Origin of the sequence: Paenarthrobacter nicotinovorans, from assembly GCF_007670255.1 — a bacterium.
GTDB classification, from domain to species: domain Bacteria; phylum Actinomycetota; class Actinomycetes; order Actinomycetales; family Micrococcaceae; genus Arthrobacter; species Arthrobacter nicotinovorans_B.
The window spans coordinates 51,336-74,661 of record NZ_SZVS01000002.1; the positions used below are offsets into that span (position 1 = coordinate 51,336).

Annotated in this window: 23 protein-coding genes; 16 read left to right on the forward strand and 7 right to left on the reverse strand. The window is 64.1% G+C overall.

The annotated features are described in order from the left end of the window. The first annotated feature begins 11 nt into the window (after positions 1 to 11). The 3 genes from FDP28_RS03075 (at position 12) to FDP28_RS03085 (ending at position 1,755) form a co-directional block, all read left to right on the forward strand. Positions 12 to 1,142, forward strand: a complete 1,131-nt coding sequence (locus FDP28_RS03075; RefSeq protein ID WP_144659150.1) for a 3-deoxy-7-phosphoheptulonate synthase — start codon at positions 12 to 14, stop codon at positions 1,140 to 1,142. Positions 1,143 to 1,280: 138 nt separating this feature from the next. Further along, entirely contained in the window at positions 1,281 to 1,493 is a 213-nt protein-coding gene (locus tag FDP28_RS03080) for a helix-turn-helix domain-containing protein (protein ID WP_017199160.1), read from the forward strand. A 163-nt stretch (positions 1,494 to 1,656) separates the two neighbouring features. Continuing rightward, positions 1,657 to 1,755: a 30S ribosomal protein bS22 gene (locus FDP28_RS03085; RefSeq protein ID WP_003792170.1), complete on the forward strand. Its 99-nt coding sequence runs from the start codon at positions 1,657 to 1,659 to the stop codon at positions 1,753 to 1,755. A gap of 300 nt (positions 1,756 to 2,055) precedes the next feature. Here the strand turns inward: FDP28_RS03085 and FDP28_RS20915 are convergent, their stop codons facing one another. Next, entirely contained in the window at positions 2,056 to 2,676 is a 621-nt protein-coding gene (locus FDP28_RS20915) for an endonuclease domain-containing protein (RefSeq protein WP_313955637.1), read from the reverse strand. Positions 2,677 to 3,204: 528 nt separating this feature from the next. Then, on the reverse strand, positions 3,205 to 4,023 hold the full coding sequence (locus FDP28_RS03095) for an HAD family hydrolase (protein ID WP_144659152.1): 819 nt from the start codon (positions 4,021 to 4,023) through the stop codon (positions 3,205 to 3,207). Between the two features lie 107 nt (positions 4,024 to 4,130). On the opposite strand from FDP28_RS03095, the gene FDP28_RS03100 reads away from it, so the two are divergent. Continuing rightward, the gene (locus FDP28_RS03100; RefSeq protein ID WP_144659153.1) at positions 4,131 to 4,385 is read left to right on the forward strand and encodes a glutaredoxin family protein; all 255 of its coding nucleotides are present in this window, start codon (positions 4,131 to 4,133) and stop codon (positions 4,383 to 4,385) included. A gap of 76 nt (positions 4,386 to 4,461) precedes the next feature. Beyond that, on the forward strand, positions 4,462 to 5,169 hold the full coding sequence (locus FDP28_RS03105) for a redox-sensing transcriptional repressor Rex (protein ID WP_144659154.1): 708 nt from the start codon (positions 4,462 to 4,464) through the stop codon (positions 5,167 to 5,169). A gap of 45 nt (positions 5,170 to 5,214) precedes the next feature. Here FDP28_RS03105 and FDP28_RS03110 read toward each other — a convergent pair whose 3' ends face one another. The 3 genes from FDP28_RS03110 to FDP28_RS03125 form a co-directional block, all read right to left on the reverse strand. Continuing rightward, positions 5,215 to 5,958, reverse strand: a complete 744-nt coding sequence (locus FDP28_RS03110; protein ID WP_144659155.1) for a hypothetical protein — start codon at positions 5,956 to 5,958, stop codon at positions 5,215 to 5,217. Positions 5,959 to 6,218: 260 nt separating this feature from the next. Further along, positions 6,219 to 6,956, reverse strand: a complete 738-nt coding sequence (locus FDP28_RS03120) for a hypothetical protein (protein ID WP_144659156.1) — start codon at positions 6,954 to 6,956, stop codon at positions 6,219 to 6,221. 181 nt (positions 6,957 to 7,137) lie between these two features. Further along, positions 7,138 to 7,689, reverse strand: a complete 552-nt coding sequence (locus tag FDP28_RS03125) for a YceI family protein (RefSeq protein WP_144659655.1) — start codon at positions 7,687 to 7,689, stop codon at positions 7,138 to 7,140. A 209-nt stretch (positions 7,690 to 7,898) separates the two neighbouring features. Between FDP28_RS03125 and FDP28_RS03130 the strand changes: the two genes are divergently transcribed. The 10 genes from FDP28_RS03130 (at position 7,899) to FDP28_RS03175 (ending at position 21,913) form a co-directional block, all read left to right on the forward strand. Next, entirely contained in the window at positions 7,899 to 8,564 is a 666-nt protein-coding gene (locus FDP28_RS03130; protein WP_144659157.1) for a histidine phosphatase family protein, read from the forward strand. Between the two features lie 6 nt (positions 8,565 to 8,570). After that, entirely contained in the window at positions 8,571 to 9,176 is a 606-nt protein-coding gene (locus FDP28_RS03135) for a TlpA family protein disulfide reductase (RefSeq protein WP_144659158.1), read from the forward strand. Positions 9,177 to 9,181: 5 nt separating this feature from the next. Beyond that, entirely contained in the window at positions 9,182 to 9,937 is a 756-nt protein-coding gene (locus tag FDP28_RS03140; RefSeq protein WP_144659159.1) for a cytochrome c biogenesis CcdA family protein, read from the forward strand. After that, a complete protein-coding gene (resB, locus tag FDP28_RS03145) occupies positions 9,937 to 11,640 on the forward strand; it encodes a cytochrome c biogenesis protein ResB (RefSeq protein ID WP_144659160.1) in 1,704 nt (567 codons plus the stop codon). Before FDP28_RS03140 ends, resB begins: the two co-directional genes overlap by 1 nt. Beyond that, a complete protein-coding gene (gene ccsB, locus FDP28_RS03150) occupies positions 11,640 to 12,707 on the forward strand; it encodes a c-type cytochrome biogenesis protein CcsB (RefSeq protein WP_144659161.1) in 1,068 nt (355 codons plus the stop codon). Before resB ends, ccsB begins: the two co-directional genes overlap by 1 nt. A gap of 175 nt (positions 12,708 to 12,882) precedes the next feature. Then, positions 12,883 to 14,955, forward strand: coding sequence for an Hsp70 family protein (locus FDP28_RS03155; RefSeq protein ID WP_144659162.1), 2,073 nt, complete (start codon positions 12,883 to 12,885; stop codon positions 14,953 to 14,955). Positions 14,956 to 14,958: 3 nt separating this feature from the next. Next, positions 14,959 to 17,004 carry a LuxR C-terminal-related transcriptional regulator gene (locus FDP28_RS03160; RefSeq protein WP_144659163.1) on the forward strand — a complete coding sequence of 682 codons (2,046 nt, stop codon included), beginning with the start codon at positions 14,959 to 14,961 and terminating at the stop codon, positions 17,002 to 17,004. Between the two features lie 174 nt (positions 17,005 to 17,178). Beyond that, positions 17,179 to 18,405 (forward strand): IniB N-terminal domain-containing protein, encoded by a 1,227-nt coding sequence (locus FDP28_RS20465; RefSeq protein WP_186313491.1) that lies wholly within the window; start codon positions 17,179 to 17,181, stop codon positions 18,403 to 18,405. Between the two features lie 113 nt (positions 18,406 to 18,518). Then, entirely contained in the window at positions 18,519 to 20,405 is a 1,887-nt protein-coding gene (locus FDP28_RS03170) for a dynamin family protein (RefSeq protein WP_144659165.1), read from the forward strand. Then, positions 20,402 to 21,913, forward strand: coding sequence for a dynamin family protein (locus FDP28_RS03175; RefSeq protein ID WP_144659166.1), 1,512 nt, complete (start codon positions 20,402 to 20,404; stop codon positions 21,911 to 21,913). The genes FDP28_RS03170 and FDP28_RS03175 overlap by 4 nt, the downstream gene beginning before the upstream one ends. On the opposite strand, the gene FDP28_RS03180 is transcribed toward FDP28_RS03175, so the two are convergent. Further along, complete coding sequence (locus FDP28_RS03180) at positions 21,894 to 22,484, reverse strand: hypothetical protein (protein ID WP_144659167.1); 591 nt, start codon at positions 22,482 to 22,484, stop codon at positions 21,894 to 21,896. The genes FDP28_RS03175 and FDP28_RS03180 overlap by 20 nt on opposite strands. 6 nt (positions 22,485 to 22,490) lie before the next feature. Next, entirely contained in the window at positions 22,491 to 22,925 is a 435-nt protein-coding gene (locus FDP28_RS03185) for a PLD nuclease N-terminal domain-containing protein (RefSeq protein WP_144659168.1), read from the reverse strand. Positions 22,926 to 23,013: 88 nt separating this feature from the next. Here FDP28_RS03185 and FDP28_RS03190 point away from each other — a divergent pair, with 88 nt between their 5' ends. Continuing rightward, complete coding sequence (locus tag FDP28_RS03190; RefSeq protein WP_144659169.1) at positions 23,014 to 23,325, forward strand: DUF4229 domain-containing protein; 312 nt, start codon at positions 23,014 to 23,016, stop codon at positions 23,323 to 23,325. Position 23,326: the final 1 nt, after the last annotated feature.

Genomic DNA, 23,326 nt, shown 5'->3' on the forward strand with positions numbered 1-23,326 from the left:
AGGACCCAGAAATGACCAGCATCGCCCCCGAAACCGTGACCTCGGACGAATCCGCACAGCCCGCCACCTCCAACCTTCGGGTGGCCCGCTTCGAGCCGCTTCCGGCCCCGCAGGACCTCATCGCAGAGCTGCCCCTGGACGCACGCTCAGCTGCCGTCGTCGACCGTGGCCGTGACCAGGTCCGTGCCATCATGGACGGCGTCGACGACCGCCTGCTCGTGATCGTCGGTCCGTGCTCCATCCATGACCCCAAAGCCGGGCTTGAATACGCCCGCCGCTTGGTCAGCCAGGCCGAGAAGCACAAGGAAGACCTCCTGATCGTCATGCGGACCTACTTCGAGAAGCCGCGGACCACGGTTGGCTGGAAGGGCCTCATCAACGATCCCCACCTGGACGGCAGCCACGACATCGCCGCAGGATTGCGCGCAGCACGTGGATTCCTGAAGCAGGTCACCGCGCTCGGCCTGCCCACCGCTACCGAGTTCCTCGAACCCATCAGCCCCCAGTACATGGCCGACCTCGTTTCCTGGGGCGCCATCGGGGCCCGGACCACCGAAAGCCAGATCCACCGCCAGCTCGCCTCGGGACTCTCCATGCCCATCGGCTTCAAGAACGGCACCGACGGCGACCTCCAGGTAGCCATCGACGCTTGTGGCGCCTCTGCCGCTGAGCAGGCCTTCCTCGGAATCGACGACGACGGCCGCGCGGCTTTGGTGGCGACGGCCGGAAACCCGGACACGCACGTGATCCTGCGCGGTGGACGCAAGGGGCCGAATTACTCCGCCGCCGACGTTGCCGCAGCTTCGTCAAAGCTCGCGGACAAGGGACTCAACCCGCGCCTGATCGTTGACGCCAGCCACGCGAACAGCGGCAAGAGCCACCACCGCCAGGCTGAAGTTGCCCTGGAAATCGGTGCCCAGCTCGAAGCTGGCGCGTCTTCTCCCATCGCCGGCGTAATGCTCGAGAGCTTCCTGGTGGGCGGCGCGCAGAACCTGGACGTCGCCAAGCAGCTTTCAGGCGAGCAGGAACTTGTGTACGGACAGAGCGTCACGGACGCCTGCATGGAGTGGGATGTCACGGCGTCGGTGCTTGAACAGCTTGCTGCCTCGGCCCGGAAGCGCAGGGAGGTCTTGGGGGAGTAGTGTCCCACTTCCTCGAAAAGCTTTCACTTAGGCCCCATCAGCCTCTAGAGTATCTAGCACATGGTTGTTGGATGGCTCAGCATCGTCACACCGTTTCCTGGGGGTGTCCTGTCGGCTGAGAGCAAAGGAATATGGGAAATGTCCGCGGAGACTAACTTCTCGAATGCGCGTTTCATGACGGTGGCCGAAGTGGCCGACGTCCTGCGTGTTTCCAAAATGACCGTGTATCGCCTGGTTCACTCAGGGGAAATGCCAGCCGTCAGGTTTGGCCGTTCCTTCCGGGTTCCCGAAGAAGCCGTAGCCCAGTACCTCAAAGGTGCTGTGGTCGACGGACAATCCGAGACCGCCTGAGGCCGCCGGGGTCCGTTCAGTGGACCGTGGTCATGGGGTACCTCTTTGAAGCGGTACTCTGTTAAGGAACGTTTTACGTCATTGTAAGAATCTGTCAGTTGTACTGTCTGCTTCCGCGGATCCGTTCCAACAGACAGGACCTTCTAGTTTGTAAGGAACTTTCGTGGGTTCAGTTATTAAGAAGCGCCGCAAGCGTATGGCCAAGAAGAAGCACCGCAAGCTGCTTCGCAAGACCCGCCACCAGCGCCGCAATAAGAAGTAGAGATACTTCACCAAGCGTGAATGCCCGTTGCCTCTCAAGGCGGCGGGCATTTTTGCATCCCCACTGACGCTCGCTCACGTTCCCCGGGTTTCCTGCGGACGCTCGCTCACGTTCCCTTGGTTTGTTGCTGACGCTCGCTCATGTTCCCTTGGTTTGTTGCGGACGCTCGCTCACGATCCCTTGGTTTGTTGCTGACGCTCGCTCACGTTCCCCGGGGTTTGTTGCTGACGCTCGCTCATGTTCCCTTGGTTTGTTGCTGGCGCTCGCTCACGTTCCCCGGGGTTTGTTGCTGACGCTCGCTCATCCTTGGGGTCTTGCGAAGCCCGCCTGGATTGCAGGGTCTACCCAGGCCTTGCGCAGGGCTCGTTTGATCTCCCCTGTGGCATCGGCGAAGCCGTCAGCGAGGTCGTCTTTCCCAAAGACAAGGACAGTCCAGCCTGCTGCGCGGAACGCCTTGTCCCTGCGCCGGTCACTGTGGATCTGTTCCTCCTCAAGGTGATGGCCGCCGTCGTACTGGATAGCGAGCCGACGCTCGCGGTAGCCAAGGTCGGCTGAAGGCGACAGCCGATCGCCAATCCGCAGGGGAACCTGCAATTCCGGTTCCGGCAAGCCGGCATCAAGCATGGCAAGGCGGAGGAGGGATTCGGGCGCTGAATCCGCTCCTACCCGCATGAGTTCGAGTGCGTCCCGCGCGCGGACGACACCTTGCAGGTTCTTGTGGCGGTCCACCATCGCGCGGAGGCTGTCAGTGGTTGCGTAGGCCGTGTCCCGTTGTTCGAACTCGGCACGCGGCACGCGAATGAGGTGGTCACCGACGCAAATGAGTTCCTTCAAGGGCAGCGTGCGGGCAAGATCCAGCCAGGTCCTGGACCGTGTGCTGATCCAAAGCCCGCGCACCATTTCAACTTCCCCCTCGGCCACCACCACAGTGTGCCCGGTGACCCCTTTCCGCCGAGCTGCCGGGAGGTTCCGCGGCTTACTCAGGTGCAGTTCATGTGCGTCGGATAGCCACGGAGGGAGCGGAAACCCATGAAGTCTGGCGGCAGTGACATGCGATATCCAAGCCCCTGGGCTCGCAGACGAAAGTGATCGTGCAGCTGCTTCAAGGTCAAAGTCCCAAGTTGACGGCCGGTAAATGCCCTTGCTGACCGGTTCTATGCTGACCCGTCCCCAAAGATGTCGTTGAGTCAGGCCGGCCTCTTTGGCCTCTGAAAGGGTAAACGGAGCGGACCTCAGCTGGGAGGGGACGGGAATCGGTATCTGCATACGGCATTGTTACCCAGATGGCGTTGGGGGTGCAGAAGTTATCCACAGGTATGCTGGGCCGACTCCGCGATGTGAGTGAGGGTTGGGTTTAAGACCGGGGGATGTGAGTGAGGGTTGGGTTTAAGACCGGGGGATGTGAGTGAGGGTTGGGTTTAAACCGGGGGGATGTGAGTGAGGGTTGGGTTAGAGGCGTGGGCCCCGGAACCGTGAGAAGCCCCGCCATAGGCCGTAGATTGCCCCGCCTACAGTAGCCGCCTTCAGCCCCAGTGTTGCGGCGCGCCGACCGGAACGGAAGTCGTAGACGGGCCAGTTGTTGTCGCGGGCGTGGCGCCGCAGCTTGGCGTCGGGATTGATGACCACGGGGTGCCCCACCATGGTCAGGAGCGGAATGTCATTGGCGGAATCGCTGTAGGCCCAGCAGTGGTCCAGATCAAGGCCTTCCCGTTCGGCAACGAGCTCGACGGCGACCGCCTTGGCCGGACCGTGCAATATGTCGCCGACCAGTTTCCCGGTGTACATACCTTCATGAACTTCACCTACTGTGCCCAGTGCCCCTGTCAATCCGAGGCGCGTGGAGATCACGGTTGCGACCTCGATGGGTGTAGCCGTCACCAGCCAGACTTTACGGCCAACCCTGAGGTGCTGTTCTGCCAAAGCTTTGGTTCCGGGCCAAATCCTCGACTCGATCATCTCGTCATAGACCTCTTCACCCAGGGCCTTGATGTCCTCAACGCTGATTCCGGCTGCCAGAGTCAGGGCAGAGTCGCGAACAGCATGCACATCTTCCATGTTCTCGCCACGCATCACGAACTTGAACTGCTTCCAAGCGAAGCCAGCCGCCTGGGGCAATGTAAAGGCCTTGCGTTCGTACATTTTGCGCGCGACATGGAACAGGCTGGCGCCCTTCATCAACGTGTTGTCGACGTCGAAGAAAGCTGCTTCACCGATGTGCTTCTGCACTTGGGCAGATGCGGCAACGGCGGCGTTCTTCTCCTCGGGCATGACTTGAGTCTAGTCAATCGCCGGTACCCCGCGCTGAGGGCGCACGAACAAGCCCCTAGGGGGTGGGGTGTGAGTGAGGGTTGGTGGGGGCGGTTACCGTTAAGCACATGGCTATTCCCGACGTCGTTCTCCTCACCAAAGCTGACTGCCACCTCTGCACCGAGGCGCGTTCCGCCGTCGAGCGCGTTACCCAGGCCCTTGGCCTGGGCTGGACCGAGCAGTCGATCGACGGCGACCCCCAACTTCAGGAGCGCTACGCCGAAGAGATTCCGGTGGTGCTGGTGAACGGTATCCAGCGCGATTTCTGGAAGATTGACGAAGACCGGCTGACCCGCACCCTGAAGAAAGCCTTGGCGGGCTGAGGGTGGAGCCGGCCAGCTGTGGTGGCTTTTGTTGAGTCCGGCCGGGGGTCATAGAGTGGAACAACAAAGCGACGCAATGGAGAATACCGTGACTGCGCTGGAACCGTCCGCGGAAGCAATTTCCGTGGACAACGAACCTGCCGCCAAGCAGATCCCGCCCGCGGCTGTGGCCCGGATGACCCTCTATTTGCGTGCGCTGAACTCCCTCCTGGCCGAAGGCGTGGAGCGCGTCTCCTCCGAAGCGCTGGCAGAAGCGTCGGGCGTCAGCTCCTCAACGCTCCGCAAGGACCTTTCCTATGTCGGCTCCTACGGAACCCGCGGCGTCGGCTACGAGGTCCAGTACCTGAGCCGCCACATCGCCGCAGCGCTCGGCCTGACCCATGACTGGAAAGTGGCCATCGTAGGTGCCGGTAACCTCGGGAAGGCGCTGGCCCGGTATGGCGGGTTCGAGTCCCGCGGGTTCGACGTCGTGGCCATTTTCGACGCCGATCCGATGGTGATCGGCAACGAGGTCGGTTGGCTGCGCGTCAGCGACTCTGCCGAACTTGAGCGCGTCCTGGAGCGAACGCACACGAACATGGTGGTACTCGCACTCCCGGCAACCGTGGCGCAGGAAGTGTGCGACCGTGTGATCGCAGCAGGCATCAGGAGCATCCTGAGCTTCGCGCCGGTGCTCCTGCAGGTTCCGCCGCATGTGAACCTCCGAAAAGTGGACATGGCAACGGAACTCCAGATTCTGGCCTACCACGCACAAAGGGCGCAGACACCGGGCCAGGCTGTTTAGCCTCACCCGGGTCCGCGCCCGGAGTCGCTGTGTAAAACCGGCCCTTTAGCGGGCGTACGGGTTTCCGAACTGCTGCGTCTTCCGGAAGTACGGAGCCGACGCCGGCAGGTACAGCAGGACGATCGCTGCGATGCCGAGCAGTGCTGACAGCGTTGCCAGGCTCAGCGGTACCAGGGCGAAGATGGAAAGCGCGGCGAGGACAGTTCCCAGGATGCGTGCCCAGTTCTTGCCCTTGCGAACGTTGAGGGCCACGAGGGCGTAGAGTCCGGCGCCGATGACGCCAAGCGCAATCATGACGCCAACAATGAAGCCCTTGACGTCTTCAAAGCGGAGATCAGCCGCGCCACCGGCCGCCATCTGCTCTTCGAACATGCTCCGGAAGGCGGGGTCGTTCATGGCTGCAATGGAGATGAAGATGGAGATAAGCCAGATCACAGCTGCTCCGACGATCAACCAGAAGGCGATGGTGACCATCTGGGGGACCGTGGAAGGGCCGGGCTGCTGGCTGGGCCAGTTGGTGTCCTGCCCGTACTGCGGTGCCTGGCCATAGGGCGAGGAACCGGGCTGGCCGTAGGGGGACTGCTGGCCGTACGGGGTCTGCTGGCCATACTGGGGAGCTGCGGGCTGACCGTACTGCGGTGCTGCCGGGGGCTGGGACTGCTGGCCGTACTGCGGTGCTGCCGGTGGCTGGGACTGCTGGCCGTACTGCGGTGCTGCCGGCTGGCCGCCCGGCTGCGCGGGCTGGTTGGAGTCGCCCGGGTTCGACGGCGGGTATGGAGGGTTGCTCATGGCATTCCTTTGCTTGTTCGACTGCAGGTACGGCCGCCGGGATCAGCAAAGTGACCCTGCCCCCAGCGTGGTTCTGCTTCCACCGTACCCCCACGCTCCGGCGACGATGCATACCACACGCAGGAAATTCAAGGGGCCAGGGAAAATCATCATGTTGGAGTACGTCTTCATGATGAAGGCCGCGGGGACCCCTAAGGACCGCCCGCGGCCTTCTGCTCACAAAGCGCTGGTGAAGGACGACGCCGGTAGCTCCGGTTGCGCTAGGCGTGACCCTTGATTGCCTTGAACCAGAGCTGCGAGTTGGGCAGCCACATCAGGACGACGGCTACGGCGCTGACAAGGAAGCCGAACCAGTTGCCGCCCAAGCCAGCGCCCGGGGCACCGGAGTTGATGGAGCCGAAGATGGCCAGGAGCAGCGATACGGCGGCAAGGATTGTCAGGGCCAGGCGGGCCCACTCCTTTCCTTCCTTCATCTTCATGGCCAGGACAATCTGGGCTGCTGCTACAGCCAGGCTGAGGATCAGGAGTACCAGCAGGAATGCTGCCACGCCGGGGATGAAAGCGAAGGCCGCGATGATGGCGAAAAACCCGATGAGCCCAAAGAGGAGGGCCAGGAGTCCCGAGATCACCCAGATGAAGTACGACACCTTCAATTCCGTCGGCAGGCCTTGTGTCTTGAAGATTCCCGAGAATCCGCCCTGGGGCATGACGTCGTTGAAGTTGCGGGGTCCATCGGTGGGCATTTCGAAATGGAATCCCGGCTGCCCGGGGGCTGGTTGACCGGGGCCGCCCTGTGCCGGACCAGGCTGCGAAAACTGGCCAGGTTGTGTCGGTGGCTGGTAGCCCTGCTGTCCCTGGTATCCGCCGGGCGGAACAGTGCCGCCCTGTGGGGGCTGGTAACCGCCTGGGGGTTGGTAGCCCGCAGGAGGAACATTGCCTTGCTGCGGTGGCTGGGCGCCGGGCTGCTGTGGCTGGGGTGCTTCATCTGGGGTACTCATGGCATCACTGTAGACCGCAGGTTGAAGGTTGCATAGGAAATTCGGAGCCAACTCGCAGCTAAATACAGGGTGTTTGCCGAACAATGGCCGGGTGACTCATGTGTGTGCGAAACGCCCGAATGCGAAACGGCGCCCCTGCAGCACGAGGCTGGGCAGGGACGCCGTCCGGGGTGTTGTGGAATCAGGCAGCTGCCGGAGCGATGAACGCGAGTTCCAGGTTGATGACAACCTTGTCGCTGACCAGTACGCCACCGGCTTCGAGGACTGCGTTCCAGGTGAGGCCGAAGTCCTTGCGGCTGATGGTGGTTTCGCCCGAGACGCCTGCCCGGGTGTTGCCGAACGGATCCACGGCCACACCGTTGAATTCGGTCTCGATGGAAACTTCCTTGGTCACGCCCTTGATTGTGAGATCGCCCACGAGGTCGAAGCTGTTGCCGTTGGCCTTGACGTGGCGGGAAACGAAGGTGATCTCCGGGAACTTCTCGACGTCGAAGAAGTCTTCGCCCTTGACGTGGCCGTCGCGGTTGACGTCGCCGGAGTCGAAGCTGGCGGTCTGGATGGTTGCGTTGACCTTGGAGTCGGCCAGGGTTTCGCCGACCTCGAGGGTGGCTGCAGCGTCCTTGAACTGGCCGCGGACCTTGCTGATGCCTGCGTGGCGGACGGTGAAGCCGATCTCGCTGTGGGAAGCGTCGAGGGTCCAGGTGCCGGTGGTGACGGAGGCGGGGAGGGTCATCATGGTTGTTGCTCCTATAGGTAGTGGAAGGTACTGCGTGCTTGCCTGGTTGAAACCAATTGCTTGAAGCGTCAACCGAGCTTCGTGTCTAGTATAAACATGCATATGCATCTTTTATTCCAACTCCGTGGAACTTTTCGGGAAATTTTTGAGTTCTACTTGCGGTAGAAGATTTCGGATCGTCCCGCTTCTTTGAGAAACTGGTAAACATGCCCCAAGCAACTGTCCATCTGCTTCGCCATGGCGAGGTCCACAATCCCGACGGCGTCCTCTACGGTCGACTGCCGGAATTCCACCTCTCCGAGCGCGGCCGTGAGATGGCCCGGATGCTGGCCGACCACTTCGTTGCCCGAGCCGCCGAGGGCGCCAAGATCGTGCATCTGGTCGCCTCGCCCTTGACGCGCGCCCAGGAAACAGCCATGCCGACGGCGGAAGCGCTGAACCTCAAGGTCACCATCGAGCCGCGGATCATTGAAGCCGAGAACCACTTCCAAGGACTCCATCCCACCAAGAGCGAGTTCCTCAAGCCCAAGCACTGGTTCTACTTCCGCAACCCGCTGCGCCCGTCGTGGGGAGAGCCGTACAAGCAGCAGGCAGCCCGTGTGCTGGCGGCGGTGGAGGATGCCCGCCTGAAGGCCATTGAGCTGGGCGGGGATGGCGCCGAGGCGATCCTGGTCAGCCACCAGCTTCCCATCTGGACCACCCGCTTGACCGCCGAGGGACGGCGGCTGGCACACGATCCGCGCAAGCGTGAATGCACCTTGACGTCGCTTACCTCCCTGACGCTGGACGACGACGGCAAGATCATCCGAGTTGAGTACAGCGAACCCGCTGCAGCCCTGCTTCCCGGCGCGGCCAGCACCCCGGGGGCTTAGGAAGACATGGACAACAACCTCTCCCGCCGCGGCGTTCTTACTGCCGGCGGTGTCCTGCTGGCCGGACTGACCATGGGTCTTTCCGCCTGCGCGCAGAAGGATTCCCTTGCGGAGCAGGCCAAAGCCGGTGACAACAAGAATTACGTTGCAGGTGACGGCTCGGTGACAGAATTTGCCAAGGCTGACCGTGCAGCACCCGTGGCCCTCAAAGGCACGCTGTTCAACGGCACTGAAGTCAAACCCGAGGACCTCAAGGGCAAAGTCACTGTGCTGAACTTCTGGTTCGCCGCATGCGCGCCCTGCCGTATTGAAGCCCCGCAACTTGAAGCCCTGCACCAGGAATACAAGGACCAGGGTGTCCAGTTCTTCGGCGTGAACCTCCGGGACGAGAAAGCCACCGCCGAGGCCTTCGACAAGACGTTCAACCTCACCTACCCGAGCTTCAACGACAAGGACGGGTCAGTACTGCTGTCCGTGTCCGGCATCGTCCCTCCGGGTGCTGTTCCCACCACCCTGGTCCTGGACAAGGAAGGCAAAGTGGCCTCCCGCGTGCTCGGGGAGATTGAAAAGAGCACCTTGAAGGCCCTCATCACCTCAGCCGTGGCCGAGTAGTCGCCGTGAACAGTCCATTCGCCGAGACGATCCTCAACGGTTCCCTGCTGCTGGCAGTGCCGGTGGCGCTGCTGGCCGGGCTGGTCTCCTTCCTGTCGCCGTGCGTGCTGCCCCTGGTGCCCGGGTACCTCGGGTACGTGACGGGACTGACCGGCGTCGATCTTGAAAAGCAGCGGCGGGGACGCATGCTGGCGGGAATCGGGCTGTTCGTCCTCGGCTTCTCGGTGATCTTCGTGCTCCTGGGCGGTGCCTTCGGCCAGCTCGGCACCCTCCTGACAGGCCCCCAGAACGCCTGGATCACGCAGCTGCTGGGCATCCTGGTGATCGTCATGGGCGTGGTGTTCATGGGCGGGTTCGGCTGGTTGCAGCGGGACGCCAAGATCCACGCGAAACCACGGGCCGGGCTGTGGGGCGCTCCGCTCCTGGGGCTGACGTTCGGGTTGGGCTGGGCTCCCTGCATTGGCCCGACCTACTCCGCCGTGCAGTTGCTGAGCCTTTCCGGCGGCTCCTCGGCTGCCAAAGGTGCGCTGCTGGCGTTCATCTACAGCCTTGGCCTGGGCATCCCGTTCCTCCTGATCGCCCTGGCTGTGCGCCGCGGCATGGGTGTGATGTCCTTCTTCCGCAAGCACCGGCTGGCCATCCAGCGGATCGGCGGAGGCATCCTGATTTTGCTCGGCATCCTGATGGCCACCGGTGTGTGGGGTCACTGGGTGACCGAGTTGCAGTACTGGTTCCAAAACGACGTGAAGTTGCCAATCTGATGAGCGGGTCCGTGAAAGCCAAGAAGAAGTCACCAGCCGCTGAAAAGACAGCGGAAGGAAAGCTCCAGCAGGCCAAATCCGAGGCCGCGGTACCTGCGCTCGGATTCAAAGGCATGCTCCGGTGGGCCTGGACCCAGCTGACCAGCATGCGCACGGCGCTGTTCCTGCTGCTGCTGCTTGCTGTGGGAGCAGTCCCGGGTTCGCTTTTCCCACAGCGCGCCGCCAATCCGGTCACCGTCACGGAGTGGATCAAGAACAACCCGGCAACCGGGCCATTCCTTGACGCCCTCCAGATGTTCGACGTCTACTCCTCAGCCTGGTTCTCGGCCATCTACATCCTGCTCTTCATCTCGTTGATCGGCTGTGTCACGCCGCGCGCCATCGCGCACTACAAGGCCATGAAGTCCCAGCCGCCGCGGACCCCGAAGCGCCTGTCGCGGCTTCCGGAGTACGGCACCCTGGCGCTGCCCGCCGACGCCGGGATTCCGGCGTCGAAAGCCATCAACGATGCCGCCGGGCTGCTCAAGAAGCGCGGCTACCGCGTCGAAGTGCGGGACGTCGACGGCGCCCTGCCGTCCCTGGGCGCCGAGCGCGGCTTCCTGAAGGAAGTGGGCAACCTGGTGTTCCACACCTCGTTGATCGGCGTGCTGGTGTCCGTGGCCATCGGCGGCCTTTTCGGGTACAGCGGCCAGCGCATCCTGGTCGAAGGCGAAACGTTCGTGAACACCTTGGTGGGCTACGACCAGTTCACGCCGGGGACCAACTTCCAGAGCAGCTCGCTCCAGCCGTACTCCCTCCGTTTGGACAAGTTCCAAGCGACGTTCGACCGGGAATCGCCCAAGAAGACCGGCCAGCCGATCGACTACACGGCCGAGGTCACCACCAAGGAGAACCCGGACGCCCCCGAGCAGAAGCAAGTGCTCAAGGTCAACGACCCCGTTTCCCTGGGCGGAACCAGCCTGTACCTCACGGGCAACGGCTACGCGCCTGTGGTCACTGTCCGGGACGGCGACGGCAATGTGGCCTTCCAGGGACCTGTGACTGCCAAAGTGCAGGGTGCCAACTACTACTCCTCGGTTGTCATCAAGGTCCCGGACGGCAAGCCCGATCAACTCGGCTTCAACGGCTTCTTCCTGCCCACCGCATTCGAGTCGGACCAGGGAATCTCCTTCAGCGCCGACCCGGCATTGGCCAACCCCCAGCTGACCCTGGATTCCTACTACGGTGACCTGGGCCTGGATGATGGCGCGCCGCAGAACGTCTTTGAACTGGACGTCAGAAACCTCACCCAGCTGAACGGGCGCAAGCTCGAGGCCGGCGGTATCGTGTTGGGTCTGGGCCAGAGCGCCACGCTGCCCGAAGGCAAGGGAAGCATCAGTTTCGACAGCGTCAAGAAGTACATCGGCGTTGACATCCACCACAACCCGGGCCAGCTGTACGCCTTGATCTTCGGCCTGCTTGCCGTGGCCGGCCTGATGGTCTCCCTGTACGTCAACCGTCGCCGCGTGTGGGTCCGTACCGGGACGCACGAGGACGGCCGCACCATGGTGGAGTACGGCCTGCTTGCCCGCGGCGAAGACCACCGACTCGCAGGCGAAGCCGCAGCTTTGCGTGAACTCTTTGCCCGCGAATGGAACATCCCCGACCCGACGGAGCCCCCCGCCCCGCGAACCGTCTCTTCCTCAACCTCGAAGGACCAGTAATGCCAGCCATCAACGAAACCCTGGGCCAGTACAGCGAGCTGTTCATGCTGTTGGCCGCCGGCACGTACACCGTGGCGTTCATCGCTTTTGCCTGGGACCTGGCGAAGAGCAGCAAGACCTTCCAGGCAGTGGACCTCAAGGCCGCGGCCATCTCCACCGGCGAGAAGGTAGCTGTCGGCGCCGGTCGCGTTGGGGCTGCTTTGTCAGGTCCCGACGCCGGTGGGCCGGTCGGGCGGGCCGAGCGGCCGACGTCGGGCCCCACCTACGCGGGCGGAACCGCCGCGGGCGACATGCGGTACACGGCCGAACGACGCGTTCCGGCGCGGGTGGCTGTTGCCCTGACGGTCCTTGGCGTCCTGATCCATGGCGCAGGAGTCGTAACCCGGGCCCTGGGCGCCGGCCGTGTCCCGTGGGGCAACATGTACGAGTTCCTCACCACGGGTGCGTTCGTGGCGGTGGCCGTCTTCCTGATCACCCTGATCCGCCGCGACCTGAGGTTCCTGGGCACGTTCGTGCTGGGCCTGGCGATCATCATGCTGGTGGCCGCTTCCGTGTCCTTCTGGACCCCTGTCGGCCACCTGGTTCCCGCGTTGCAGAGTTACTGGCTCATCATCCACGTATCCATCGCCGTCCTGTCGTCGGCGTTGTTCACCCTGACCTTCGCCATGTCCGTGCTGCAGCTGCTGCAGTCGTACCGGCAGAAGAACCTGGCCGCAGGACGCAAGGACAACCTGGCTTTCATGCGGGTGGTCCCCAACGCACTGAGCCTGGAAAACCTTTCCTACCGCATCAACGCGATCGCCTTCATCGGCTGGACGTTCACCCTCATGTTCGGCGCCATCTGGGCTGAGAAAGCCTGGGGCCGTTTCTGGGGCTGGGACCCGAAGGAAGTGTGGACCTTCGTGATCTGGGTTGTGTACGCCGGGTACCTGCATGCCCGTGCGACGCGCGGCTGGACCGGAACCCGCGCAGCGTGGTTGTCGATCGTCGGTTATGCCTGCGTCATTATCAACTTCACCCTCGTAAACACCGTTTTCAACGGCCTGCATTCATACTCCGGGCTTTAGGAGACACTCCTGCCCTGAGCAGGAGCTTTACCTGGATAGTCATTTCAGGGACCAAGAAATTGACAAATCGGTGTAGCAAATAAGCCTTTTGCCGTTCCGGAGCAGGTGCTAACTTGTTCAGGATCCGCAAGTGAAGCCGCTCGCTCGCGCCGTGCCGTGATCTTTCGAGGTACCCATGAGCTATGTTCTCGCCATTGACGTCGGGACAAGTTACACAGCAGCAGCCCTCATCAGACCCGCTGGGGGCTCCACACCAACTCCTGAAATCCTGCCGCTGGGGCTGCAGGGAAGTGCCGTGCCGTCGGTTCTTTTCTATGCAGCTGATGGCCGGATCCTGGTGGGGGAGATCGCTGAGCGCCGGGGTTTGGACGATCCCGGGCGGATGGTCAGGGAGTTCAAGCGGCGCATAGGTGACGCGGTTCCGCTTGCCGTGGGTGAGTCGTGGTTGGCCCCGGAGGACGTGTACGCCACCATGGCCAAATGGGTGGTGGATAAAGCCGAAGAGCGCGAGGGGAGTTCGCCGGCGTCGATCATCATGACGCACCCCGCATCCTGGGGCGGGCACCGCACCTCAACCGTCCTCGCGGCGCTGAACCTTGCCGGGCTGACGGACGTCACGCTGATCAGTGAACCTGTCGCTGCGGCCCTGCACTATGCGGCCCAAACCCGGGTGGAGGACGGCAGCACCGTTGCTGTGTACGACCTCGGCGGTGGGACGTTCGATACTGCGGTTCTGCGGAAGACGGCCCCCGGCTCCTTCGAGCTCCTGGGCCGTCCCGACGGCATTGAAACCCTTGGCGGCGCCGATTTCGACGCCGCCGTTCTGCGCCACGTGATCGCCCACCTGGGTGAGGCCATCGAGGGGCTTGATCCGGAGGATCCCGAAAGCAAAGCATCGTTATCGAGGTTGCGGCGGGAATGCCGGGAGGCGAAGGAAGCGCTCTCCATGGACAGCGAAGCCAGCATCGCCGTCGCCCTGCCTGGAACCCAGCGGACGCTGCGGCTGGTCCGCTCCGAGTTCGAAGCCCTGATCGAGGCGCCCATCCGGGAAACGGTGCACGCACTGGAGCGCAGCCTGCGCAGCATCAACGTTGAGCCCGCGGAGCTGAGTGCTGTCCTGCTGATCGGGGGGTCATCGCGCATTCCCTTGGTGGCTGGGATGATTTCGGTGGAACTCGACCGGCCCATCGCCGTTGACGCTGATCCGAAGTCTTCCATCTGCCTGGGGGCGGCTGTGGCAGGGGCCGGGATGTCGGCAGGCATGGACGCTGCGGCTGCTCCGGCCGTTCCGGTTGCTGCTCCTTCCGCCGGTCCTGTACCAGCGCGGCCGCACGTCGTCGCCAGGCCTCACCCCGGTGCCGCGAAGTTTGGTGCCGCTAAGTCTGCGGACAAATCCGGCCATGCACCCCGCACCCGCCTGCGGCTGGCGGCAGCAGCGGTCACCGCGGCGACGGCGCTCACCGTTGCCACCGCGACGGCGGCGCAGAGCCCAGAAGGCAACGGCATACTCGCTTCCATGTTCGGTAGCCAGGCAGCCGATGTCATGCGCGGCGAGGCTACCCCGGCCGGCCCGCCGCACGCCGGCAGCGGGGCAGCGCCCGGGGCTGCGCCAGCGGCTGGGGGTCCGACGGCGGGACTCGAGGCAAGCGCTGGGGCTGGGGTGACGCGGACGGGGACGGGAAAGAGCCCTGCCCGCTCCGGCAAGACAGGATCCGGCGGGCCAGGCACAGGGGCGGGGACCGGCCAGGGTTCGACGGCGGGATCCCCGGCAGGTTCGACGGCGGCGGGGACCGGTGGCGCGGCGGGCTCGGCAGGAACCGGTGGCGCGGCGGGCTCGGCAGGGACCGGCGGCACAAGCGGCGCCCCTGGGACGGGCGGCAGCACCGGGACGAATGGTGCCCCGGCACCCGGAACGCCGGGATCGGGAACCACCACGCCAACTCCTGAACCCACCGGCGGAGCTGCCAGTGGTCCCACACCACCTCCTGCCACCACCCCACCGACCGTGCCGCCACCTGCAACGGATCCAACAACGCCTCCTGTCGTTACGGACCCGAGCGTCCCACCGCCGTCGACGGACCCCGTCGTTCCCCAGCCGGAACCGACGGCGCCGCAAAACCCGGTGCCGCCGTCGCCCGAGCCGACCGTGCCACAGCAGGAGCCCACCCAACCAGCCAACCCGGACCCGGCCCCAGTACCATCCGAAACCAGCCCGAACCCGGATCCCGCGCTGACCCCGGCGGTCTGACCCATGGCGGGACACGACCACCAGTCCGGACGGTTCCAGTCCGGACGGGACAATCACCTTCCCGGCGATCCTGCGCATGAAGGGGAGACCGCAGCTGAACTGACCGGCCAGCCGGAGGCCGTGCGTGAGCTTCTGCTGGCGTTGTCCGTGGGATTTTCCCTTCCTTCCCTTTTGCCCGGCAGCCTGGCGGATAGTGACCTGGACTCCATAGCCGGCGCGGCAAAGGACGCCGGAGTGCTACTGCAGGACGGTTCCGTAGTGGGAACAGTCCAACATGCCCTGCTGAGGGTGACACCGCCGGTGCGGATCCGGGAGCTGCAGAAGGAACTGGTGGACATGATCTCGGCGCAGGGCCGTCCGCTGGGAGACCTGGCCCGCCAGCTGGCGCGCCACGGATATCAGGACCCGCGTGTCGTCGCGGAACTCGAACGGGCGGCAGGGTCCGCCGTGGATACCGACCCGGGCCTTGCAGCGGAAATCTATGCCGAGGCGCTGCTGGCCGGGGGTGAGGAGTCCGCCACAGCGGCCAAACGGGCGCAGGCGGCAGCAGCCCTGGGGGACCTGGATACAGCCGGCAGGATCGTAGACCGCCTCGTCGGTACCCCCGGCGCCCCGGACCTTCGCCTGGCTGTTGACGTGGCCGCGGCTGTATGGGCCCAGCGGGGCATGTTGGCACGGAGCGCCGAAAGCTATGCGTGGTTGGGCCCGGACAGGATCGACAGCTCGGCCCCACTGGCGGCAGTGGCCATGATCGGTTCAGGCAACGTTGCCGGAGCCGAACAGTTGGCAGCGCTGGCATCCCCGGCAGGCTCACCTACTCTGCTGGCCGTGGCATTGTCCTTGACCCAGCAAGGACTGCTCCGGACGCTGGGACCCAGACCACAAACGGCACTTCCCGAACTGATCAGGGCCTCGGACATGATGAATGCCGCCCGGTCAGCAATCCCCCTGTCCGAGACGCCGGCGGCCCTTGCCGCCATATGTGCCCTGCACACGGGCGAACCCGGCATTGCCGAGACCGTGTTGAACGCGGCACTGGCAGCCGGGCAGGGAGGCGATGTTGCCCGTCCCAGACTATTCCTGTTGCAGGCGTGGTCTGCCATGCAGCAAGACAACCCGGATGAGGCCCGTCTGGCCATCAATGAGGCGGTCAAGGCCAACCACTGGGCACTCTCACCCCGGGACGACTTCCTCCTGGCCGCCCTGGACGTTGGTTTGGCACGCCGCGGCAGCGAAGTCCACGAGCTGGTGCTCGCCTGGGACCGCGCACGGGAGGCCATGATGCACGTCTCCGTGGACCTTTTCAGCCTCCTGCCGTGGGGTGAGCTCATGATTGCCGCCGCACGGTTGCGGGAGACCCGCAGGGTTGGGCATTACCTGGAGGGTGTGTGGCAGTTCCTCGAGCGGGTGCCGGATGCTCCCTTGTGGTCCGTACCTGTGCACTGGGCCGCCATGCAGGCCGCGCTCCTGGCTGAAAGCCCGGCCGAACTCGCACCACACGCAGCTGCGCTGGTCCGGGCGTCGGAACACAGCCATGTGGCCGCCGTGCTCGCCGCGGCGGGCAAGGCGTGGGTTTCGGTCCTGGCCGGGCGGTTTGCAGCGTCCGACGTCGAATCTGCCGCCCGCGATTTGGCCACCGTTGGACAGCCATGGGAAGGCGCACGCCTGGCCGGTCACGCCGCCGCACATGCCGACGAGCGGCGGGACATGGTGAGGCTCTTGGCCTGTGCCCGCGATATCCATCCCCAAGGAACTGCCCAAGCTGCCTCTACCGAACGCGCCACCATGCCACCTGAGGTGTCTCCTGCCGGTGACGGTGGCGCTGCCGGGTTGCAGGACCCCTCAGGGCTCAGTGCCAGGGAACGCGAAGTGGGCCGACTCATCCTCGAGGGCAAGACCTACCGTGAGATCGGCGAGGCCATCTACATTTCGCCGCGCACGGCGGAGCACCACGTAGCCCGGATGCGCCGCCGTTTGGGGGCCGAAAACCGTTCCGAACTCCTGATCCGGCTGCGCCTGGCATTGGGGGAGGGGTACCCGCCTCCGTAACGGGTACCCCCCCAACCCCCTAACGGAAATCCCCTCGATCCCCTAACGCCAGGGCAGCGGGTAGGGGGACCACCCCCGATGCCCGGCCCTTGGCGTCGGCAATACGTTGAATGCAAGCCCGGCAAAGGCGCCGGGCCAATCACCACCCATCACAGAATTTGAGGGAGCAGTCCAATGCCAACACTCGCACAACAGCTCGTGCAGTTCCTGATGAGCCTGTTCAACGACCCCGATGCCGCCGAAGATTTCGTCCGTGATCCGGAAGCGGCCCTCGCCGCCGCAGGGCTGCGCGACGTTTCTTCCGCGGACGTGGACGCCGTCCGTCCGGTGGTCCTGGACTACGCGCCCATCAATGCGCGGTCCTCGTTCGACCGTGAATACAACACCGGTGGCAACCACGCCACTACGGGCGGTGGACGCCCGGAGCACGACGGCGGCGGCTGGGGCGGAGGACGTCCCGAGCACGGCGGCGGCGGTGCCGGCGGTGGTTGGGGCGGTGGCCACGATGACCATGAGCACGACGACGATCACGAGCACGGCGGCGGTGGCGCCGGCGGTGGTTGGGGCGGTGGCCACGATGACCACGCCCACGCAGTCCAGCAGCTGGTCCACGTGGTGAACAACTACTCGTACACCACCACCATCGACGACCGCGACACGATCACGGACCAGTCGGTGAACCAGAACATCTGGGCCGATGGGGACGTGACGCAGTTCTTCAACCAGGATGCCGTAACTGCCTCCGGTGACGGTGCCATTGCTGCCGGTGACGACGTCACGAACTCGGGCAACACCACCACCACAACAACTACCACCAACACCGATGACCACTCGGTGGACAACTCCGTCCACGTCAACACCAGCGGCGACAACAACGACGTATCCGTGGGCAACGACTACTCGGACCACTCGGTGACCAAGGATTCCTACAACACCGACGATTCCTACAACACCGACGTCGATGTGGATGTGGATCTTGATGTCAGGGACTCCTTCAACGAGGACAGCTCCACGCACACAAACACCACCACAACGAACACCACCAACACCAACACGAACTCCTTCAACGACAACTCCACCGACGTGGACGTGGATCTGGAGGACGTACAGGTCATCAACGACTCCGTGGTGGTCCAGGACAACGAACTGGATCTGGACTACTCGCCGGACTACTCCACCAATGTGGAAGTGGACGATGTCAACGTCATCAACGATTCGATCGTGGTGGCGGACAACGAGTTGACCTACACCGAGGACAACTCCACCACCGTCGGCGATGTGGACGTGGATTACACCAACGTCGAGGACAACGTTGTGGTGGCCGACAACGAACTCGATGTTGAGTACAACGACATCAGCGATTCGGTAGTGGTTGCGAAGAACGACGTCGAGATCGACTAAGACAAAGCGCGACACCCCAGCAGTGCCCGGCAGGCGGACCACCTCCTGCCGGGCACTTCGTGGCCTCCGGGGCGGGCCGGGAAACAGCACATCATGTGAGCAAAGGAAGAGCCGTGGCGGAAACCGTACGCATCACCACTTTGGTGGAGCACGGAATGGCATTGGCAGGTGAGCGGAATGACCTCAGGCGGCGCCTGGAGAACACCCTCAAGCGCCTGCAGGATCCAAGCATCAGGGTGATTGTGGTGGGCGAGTTCAAGCAGGGAAAAAGCCAGCTCATCAATGCGCTGGTGAACGCCCCCGTTTGCCCGGTGGATGACGATATCGCCACCACGGTTCCCACAGTGGTCAGGCACGGTGATCCGGCGTCGGCTGTTGTCCTGATCCCGTCGGGCACCGCCGGGGGACCGGACAGCGCAACGGGTGATGAACCGGGCGCCGAGCCGCGGGTGGACCGCCAGACCGTAGACCTGGCCGCGTTGGCGGATTTCGTGTCGGAGAAAGGAAACCCCGGTAACGCCCGGAACATCCTTGCAGCCGAGGTGGGCCTTCCCCGGAAGCTCCTGTCAGGCGGGCTCTGCATCGTGGATTCCCCGGGCGTTGGCGGCCTGGGCTCAAGCCATACCCTGACCACGCTCACGGCGTTGCCCTCGGCCCATGCCATGCTGTTCGTCTCGGACGCATCCCAGGAGTACACCGAACCCGAGATGCGATTCCTTCGCCAGGCCATGCGCGTCAGCCCAAATGTGGCCTGCGTGCTGTCCAAGACCGACCTTTACCCGGCATGGCGGCAAATAGCTGAGCTGGACAAAGGACACCTTGCCGACGTTGGGCCGGACATTCCCCTGTTCCCCGTCTCGTCGGAGCTGCGGCTGCAGGCAGCACGGCTCCAAGACGCCGAGCTGAACAATGAATCCGGGTTCCCCGCCCTGATCTCCTACCTTCGCAACAGCATTGTTGGTGAAGCTGCCCTCCTGCAACGCCGCTCAGTGGGTAACGACCTCGTTTCGGTGACCGGAAATCTCATGCTGGCGTTACGGTCCGAACTCGCTGCCCTGGAAAATCCTGAGGACACACCCCAGATGATTGCCGGCCTGACCGCGGCAAAGGAGGATGCGGACGCGCTCCGTAAGAAGTCAGCACGCTGGCAGACAACCCTGAATGACGGGATAGGCGACCTCATCGCGGACATGGAGTATGACCTGAAGGACCGCCTCCGCCGCATACAGCGGGAGGCCGAGACAGCAATCGACCAGGGGGATCCGGGCCCGGCTTGGGAGCAGTTCGCCAAATGGCTCGAACAGAGCGCCGCCGCCGCGGTGTCGGACACGTTCGTGTGGACCAGTGAGCGTGCACAATGGTTGGCCGGCCAGGTCGCAGAGCATTTCTCCGAGGACGAAGTAACCCTCCCTGCCCTCCATGTCGCCGACACCGGCGGCGTGCTGGACCCTGTGGCAGAAATCCAAGGCATGGAAGATGGGCGCATGGGACCGGTACAGAAGATCCTGATCGGCATGCGCGGGTCCTACGGTGGGGTGCTCATGTTCGGGCTGCTCACCGGCCTGTTCGGTATGGCCCTGATCAACCCGTTGTCAGTGGGAGCCGGGCTCATGCTCGGCCGGAAAGCGTACCGGGAGGAGCAGGAAGCGCGGCTCAAACGGCGGCAGTCCGAGGCCAAGCTTTTGGTGCGGAAGCAGGTGGACGACGTCGTCTTCCAGGTGGGCAAGCAACTCAAGGACCGCTTGCGGCTGGTCCAGCGCGCCACCCGGGACCACTTCACGGACATTGCGGAGGAACACCACCGTTCCCTCACCGAATCCGTGGCTGCGGCGCAGAAAGCGGCGGCTACGTACGCGGCGGAAAGGGAACTTCGGATCAGGGAGATCAAGAACCAGCTCAAAGCCGTGGACTCGTTGAATGCCGTTGCCCGGCAGCTGCAGGAGGAGGGGGCCGCGGCGCAGCAAGCCGTTCCGGCGTCGTCAGGGGTACCGGCCGGATGATCGAGTCGGGGATCGCGGGCGCAGCGGCGCTGCTCCGCCAGGCGCGGGAGCTGTATCAAGGGGATCCGGCGGCCCTTGCAGTGCTCGACGAACTCGACCAACGCCTCGGCGGGCCTCTGCGCATTGCAGTGGCGGGAATGGTGAAAGCGGGTAAGTCCACTCTGCTGAATGCCATTATCGGAGAGGAGATCGCGCCGACGGATGCCGGAGAGTGCACGAGGATCGTCACGTGGTACCGCTACGGGCATGCACCGCGGATCACCCTTCATCCGTTGACAGGGGAGCCCCGGGCATTGCCGGTGAACCGTGACGAGGGCCGCTTGGTGTTTTCGTTGGGGGGACTCCAAGCGGAGGACGTGGAGAAGCTGGTGGTTGACTGGCCATCAGCCAGCCTCCGGGACCTGACCCTGATCGACACTCCCGGCATCGCTTCCCTGTCAAGCGAGGTGTCGGGGAGGTCCACTGCCTTCCTGCTTCCGGAGGACGCGCCCATGGCGGCCGACGCCGTGATCTATCTGATGCGCCACTTGCACGCCTCGGATGTGCACTTCCTGGAATCGTTCAAGGACACAGCCGCCGGGAAGTCCGGGACTGTCAATGCCTTGGCCGTTCTGTCGCGCGCGGACGAGATTGGCGCCGGACGGATCGATGCCTTGATTTCCGCGGCCGTGATAGCCGAACGGTACAGCCGGGACGAGAACCTCAAGCCACTGGCCTTGGGCGTGGTTCCCGTCGCGGGGTTGCTCGCACAAAGTGCACGGACCATGCGCCAACGCGATGTGGATGCTTTCACGGTCCTCGCCCGGATGGATCGCAACCGGCGCGAAAAGATGATGCTCTCGGTTGACCGGTTTGTCCGGCCTGGACCCGAAGGGCGGCCTGGACCGGAAGGGCTGCCTGGACCGGACGGGCTGGACCCGGAACTTAAGGAATCCCTGGTTCAACGGTTCGGCATGTTCGGAATCCGGCTCGCGGTGGCCCTGATCCGCGGCGGAATCGACAATCCAACTGAACTGGCGCACGAGCTGGCGCGGCGCAGCGGACTTGGCCAACTGCTTGGCACCATTGACTCGCTGTTCCAAACGCGGGCTGAGGCGCTCAAGGCGCGTGCCGCCGTCGTGGGTTTGGAAGCGTTGCTTAGCGGATCCCAACCGGGGGACGCGGCCGTCCTCGAAACGGCTTTGGAACAGTTGCTGGCCGGGGCGCACGAATTCAGGGAGCTGAGGCTTCTGGGGCTGCTGCGGACCGGTGCTTCCGGGCTCACCCCCGGACAAGCCGGGGAAGCCGAACAGTTGGTGGGCGGCACGGGCAATCTTCCATACCAGCGGCTGGGACTTTCGCCCGACGCAGGCCTCGACGAGGTCGCCCGGGCAGCCCGTGACGCAGTGGACCGCTGGCGCCACATTGCGGAAAACCCCTTGCTCCTTGATTCATCGGCAGTGGACGCGTGCCGCGTGGTCCTGCGCAGCTGCGAGGGAATTCTGGCGGCTATGCCCGCCGTCCGCTGAGCAGCCAGGCAGTGGTGGACGGCAGGAAGAGAAGTATCAGGCCGGCAGCGGCGAGGATGAACTGGATGGCGAGAAGCACTGTGGCCAGGATCCCGTCGGCGCCGGGGGCCGCCACATAATCCACGGTCATCACGGTGACCACGGCGTGGAGCAGGACGACGGGTGCCAGAACCCAGCGGGGCCATGTGCGTCGTCTGAACAGGACTGCCAACAGGACAGCTTCCACCGCTACCACCGCAGCGATCAGCGCCAGGCTGCCAAGGAATACGACGGCGGTGGCCCCCTCGACCGCTGAGGCGTCACCGTCCGGGACCATGGACTGGATGACGCCCTTCAAACGCTCAAAATGGGCGTCCCGGCCCAGGAAGCCTGTGACCACGACGGCGATCCCGGCAAGGAAACTTGCCAGCCACAGCGAACGGGACAACCGTGCAGGACTGGGAGGCCTCACGGTGACAGCTATGGGAGGCGGGGTGGAAATGGAGAATCCGGGGCGCTGGGGCGGCGCGGGTGGCCCGCTCACTGATGGCGTGGAGTTCGACTGCCGTGAACCATCAGCTTGCTGGGCCATGTTTACCTACTTCAGCTCGTCGGTATCATGCGCATCGGGCCCACCGGCGGCGGCATCGCCCGAGCCGAAACCCTTGGCGTCGCCAGGGCCACCGGATGACTTGTCGCGGAGTTTGCGTTCCTTGGCCTCCAGGTCCGCCTTGAGCTTCTTCAGGCGGTCCTCTTCGGCCTGGTTGCGGCGCCGGTTCTCCAGGTTGCGGAGGAACTCGGGGTCGTCGTCCGGTGCGGTGGGGTGGCGCCGCGCGGGTGCTGCCGTGGGCTTGTTGTACGGCCGACCGAAAATAAACCACAAGATGGCGCCCAGCACCGGCAGGACGATCATCACGATGATCCAGGCGGTCTTCGAAATCCCGCGGGTCAGGTGGCGGTCCGTACGTATGACATCCACCAGGGCATAGACGAAGACAACAAGGACGACGACGACGCCTATAACGCGGAGCATGCATCAAGTCTAGTGCCCGGAAGCCGTTCACTGGGTGCCCCGGTTTGGGCCGTGATCAGAGTGCAACCATCGGGGCGGCTAAACTTGGATGGTGGCTTTCCTGAAGTATTCCCTCATCCGTTTGGCACTGTTCGTGCCGTTGTTCGTGCTTTTCCTCTTTTTGCAGGTGGGCTGGATCCTGGCAGTGGTCTTCGCAGGGTTGATCGCTTTCGCCATCAGCTACTTGTTCTTCCAGAAACAGCGCGACGCCGCCACGGCCGCCATGCGAGAACGTTTCTCCGGACGGGCCAAGCCCATCCGTTCCGCCGGCGAGGTTGAGGACGCCGACGCCGAGGACAGCCTGGTGGAGCAGAACCCGGACGTGGCCATCAACAACGACAAGCGCCCCGGCACCCTCTAAC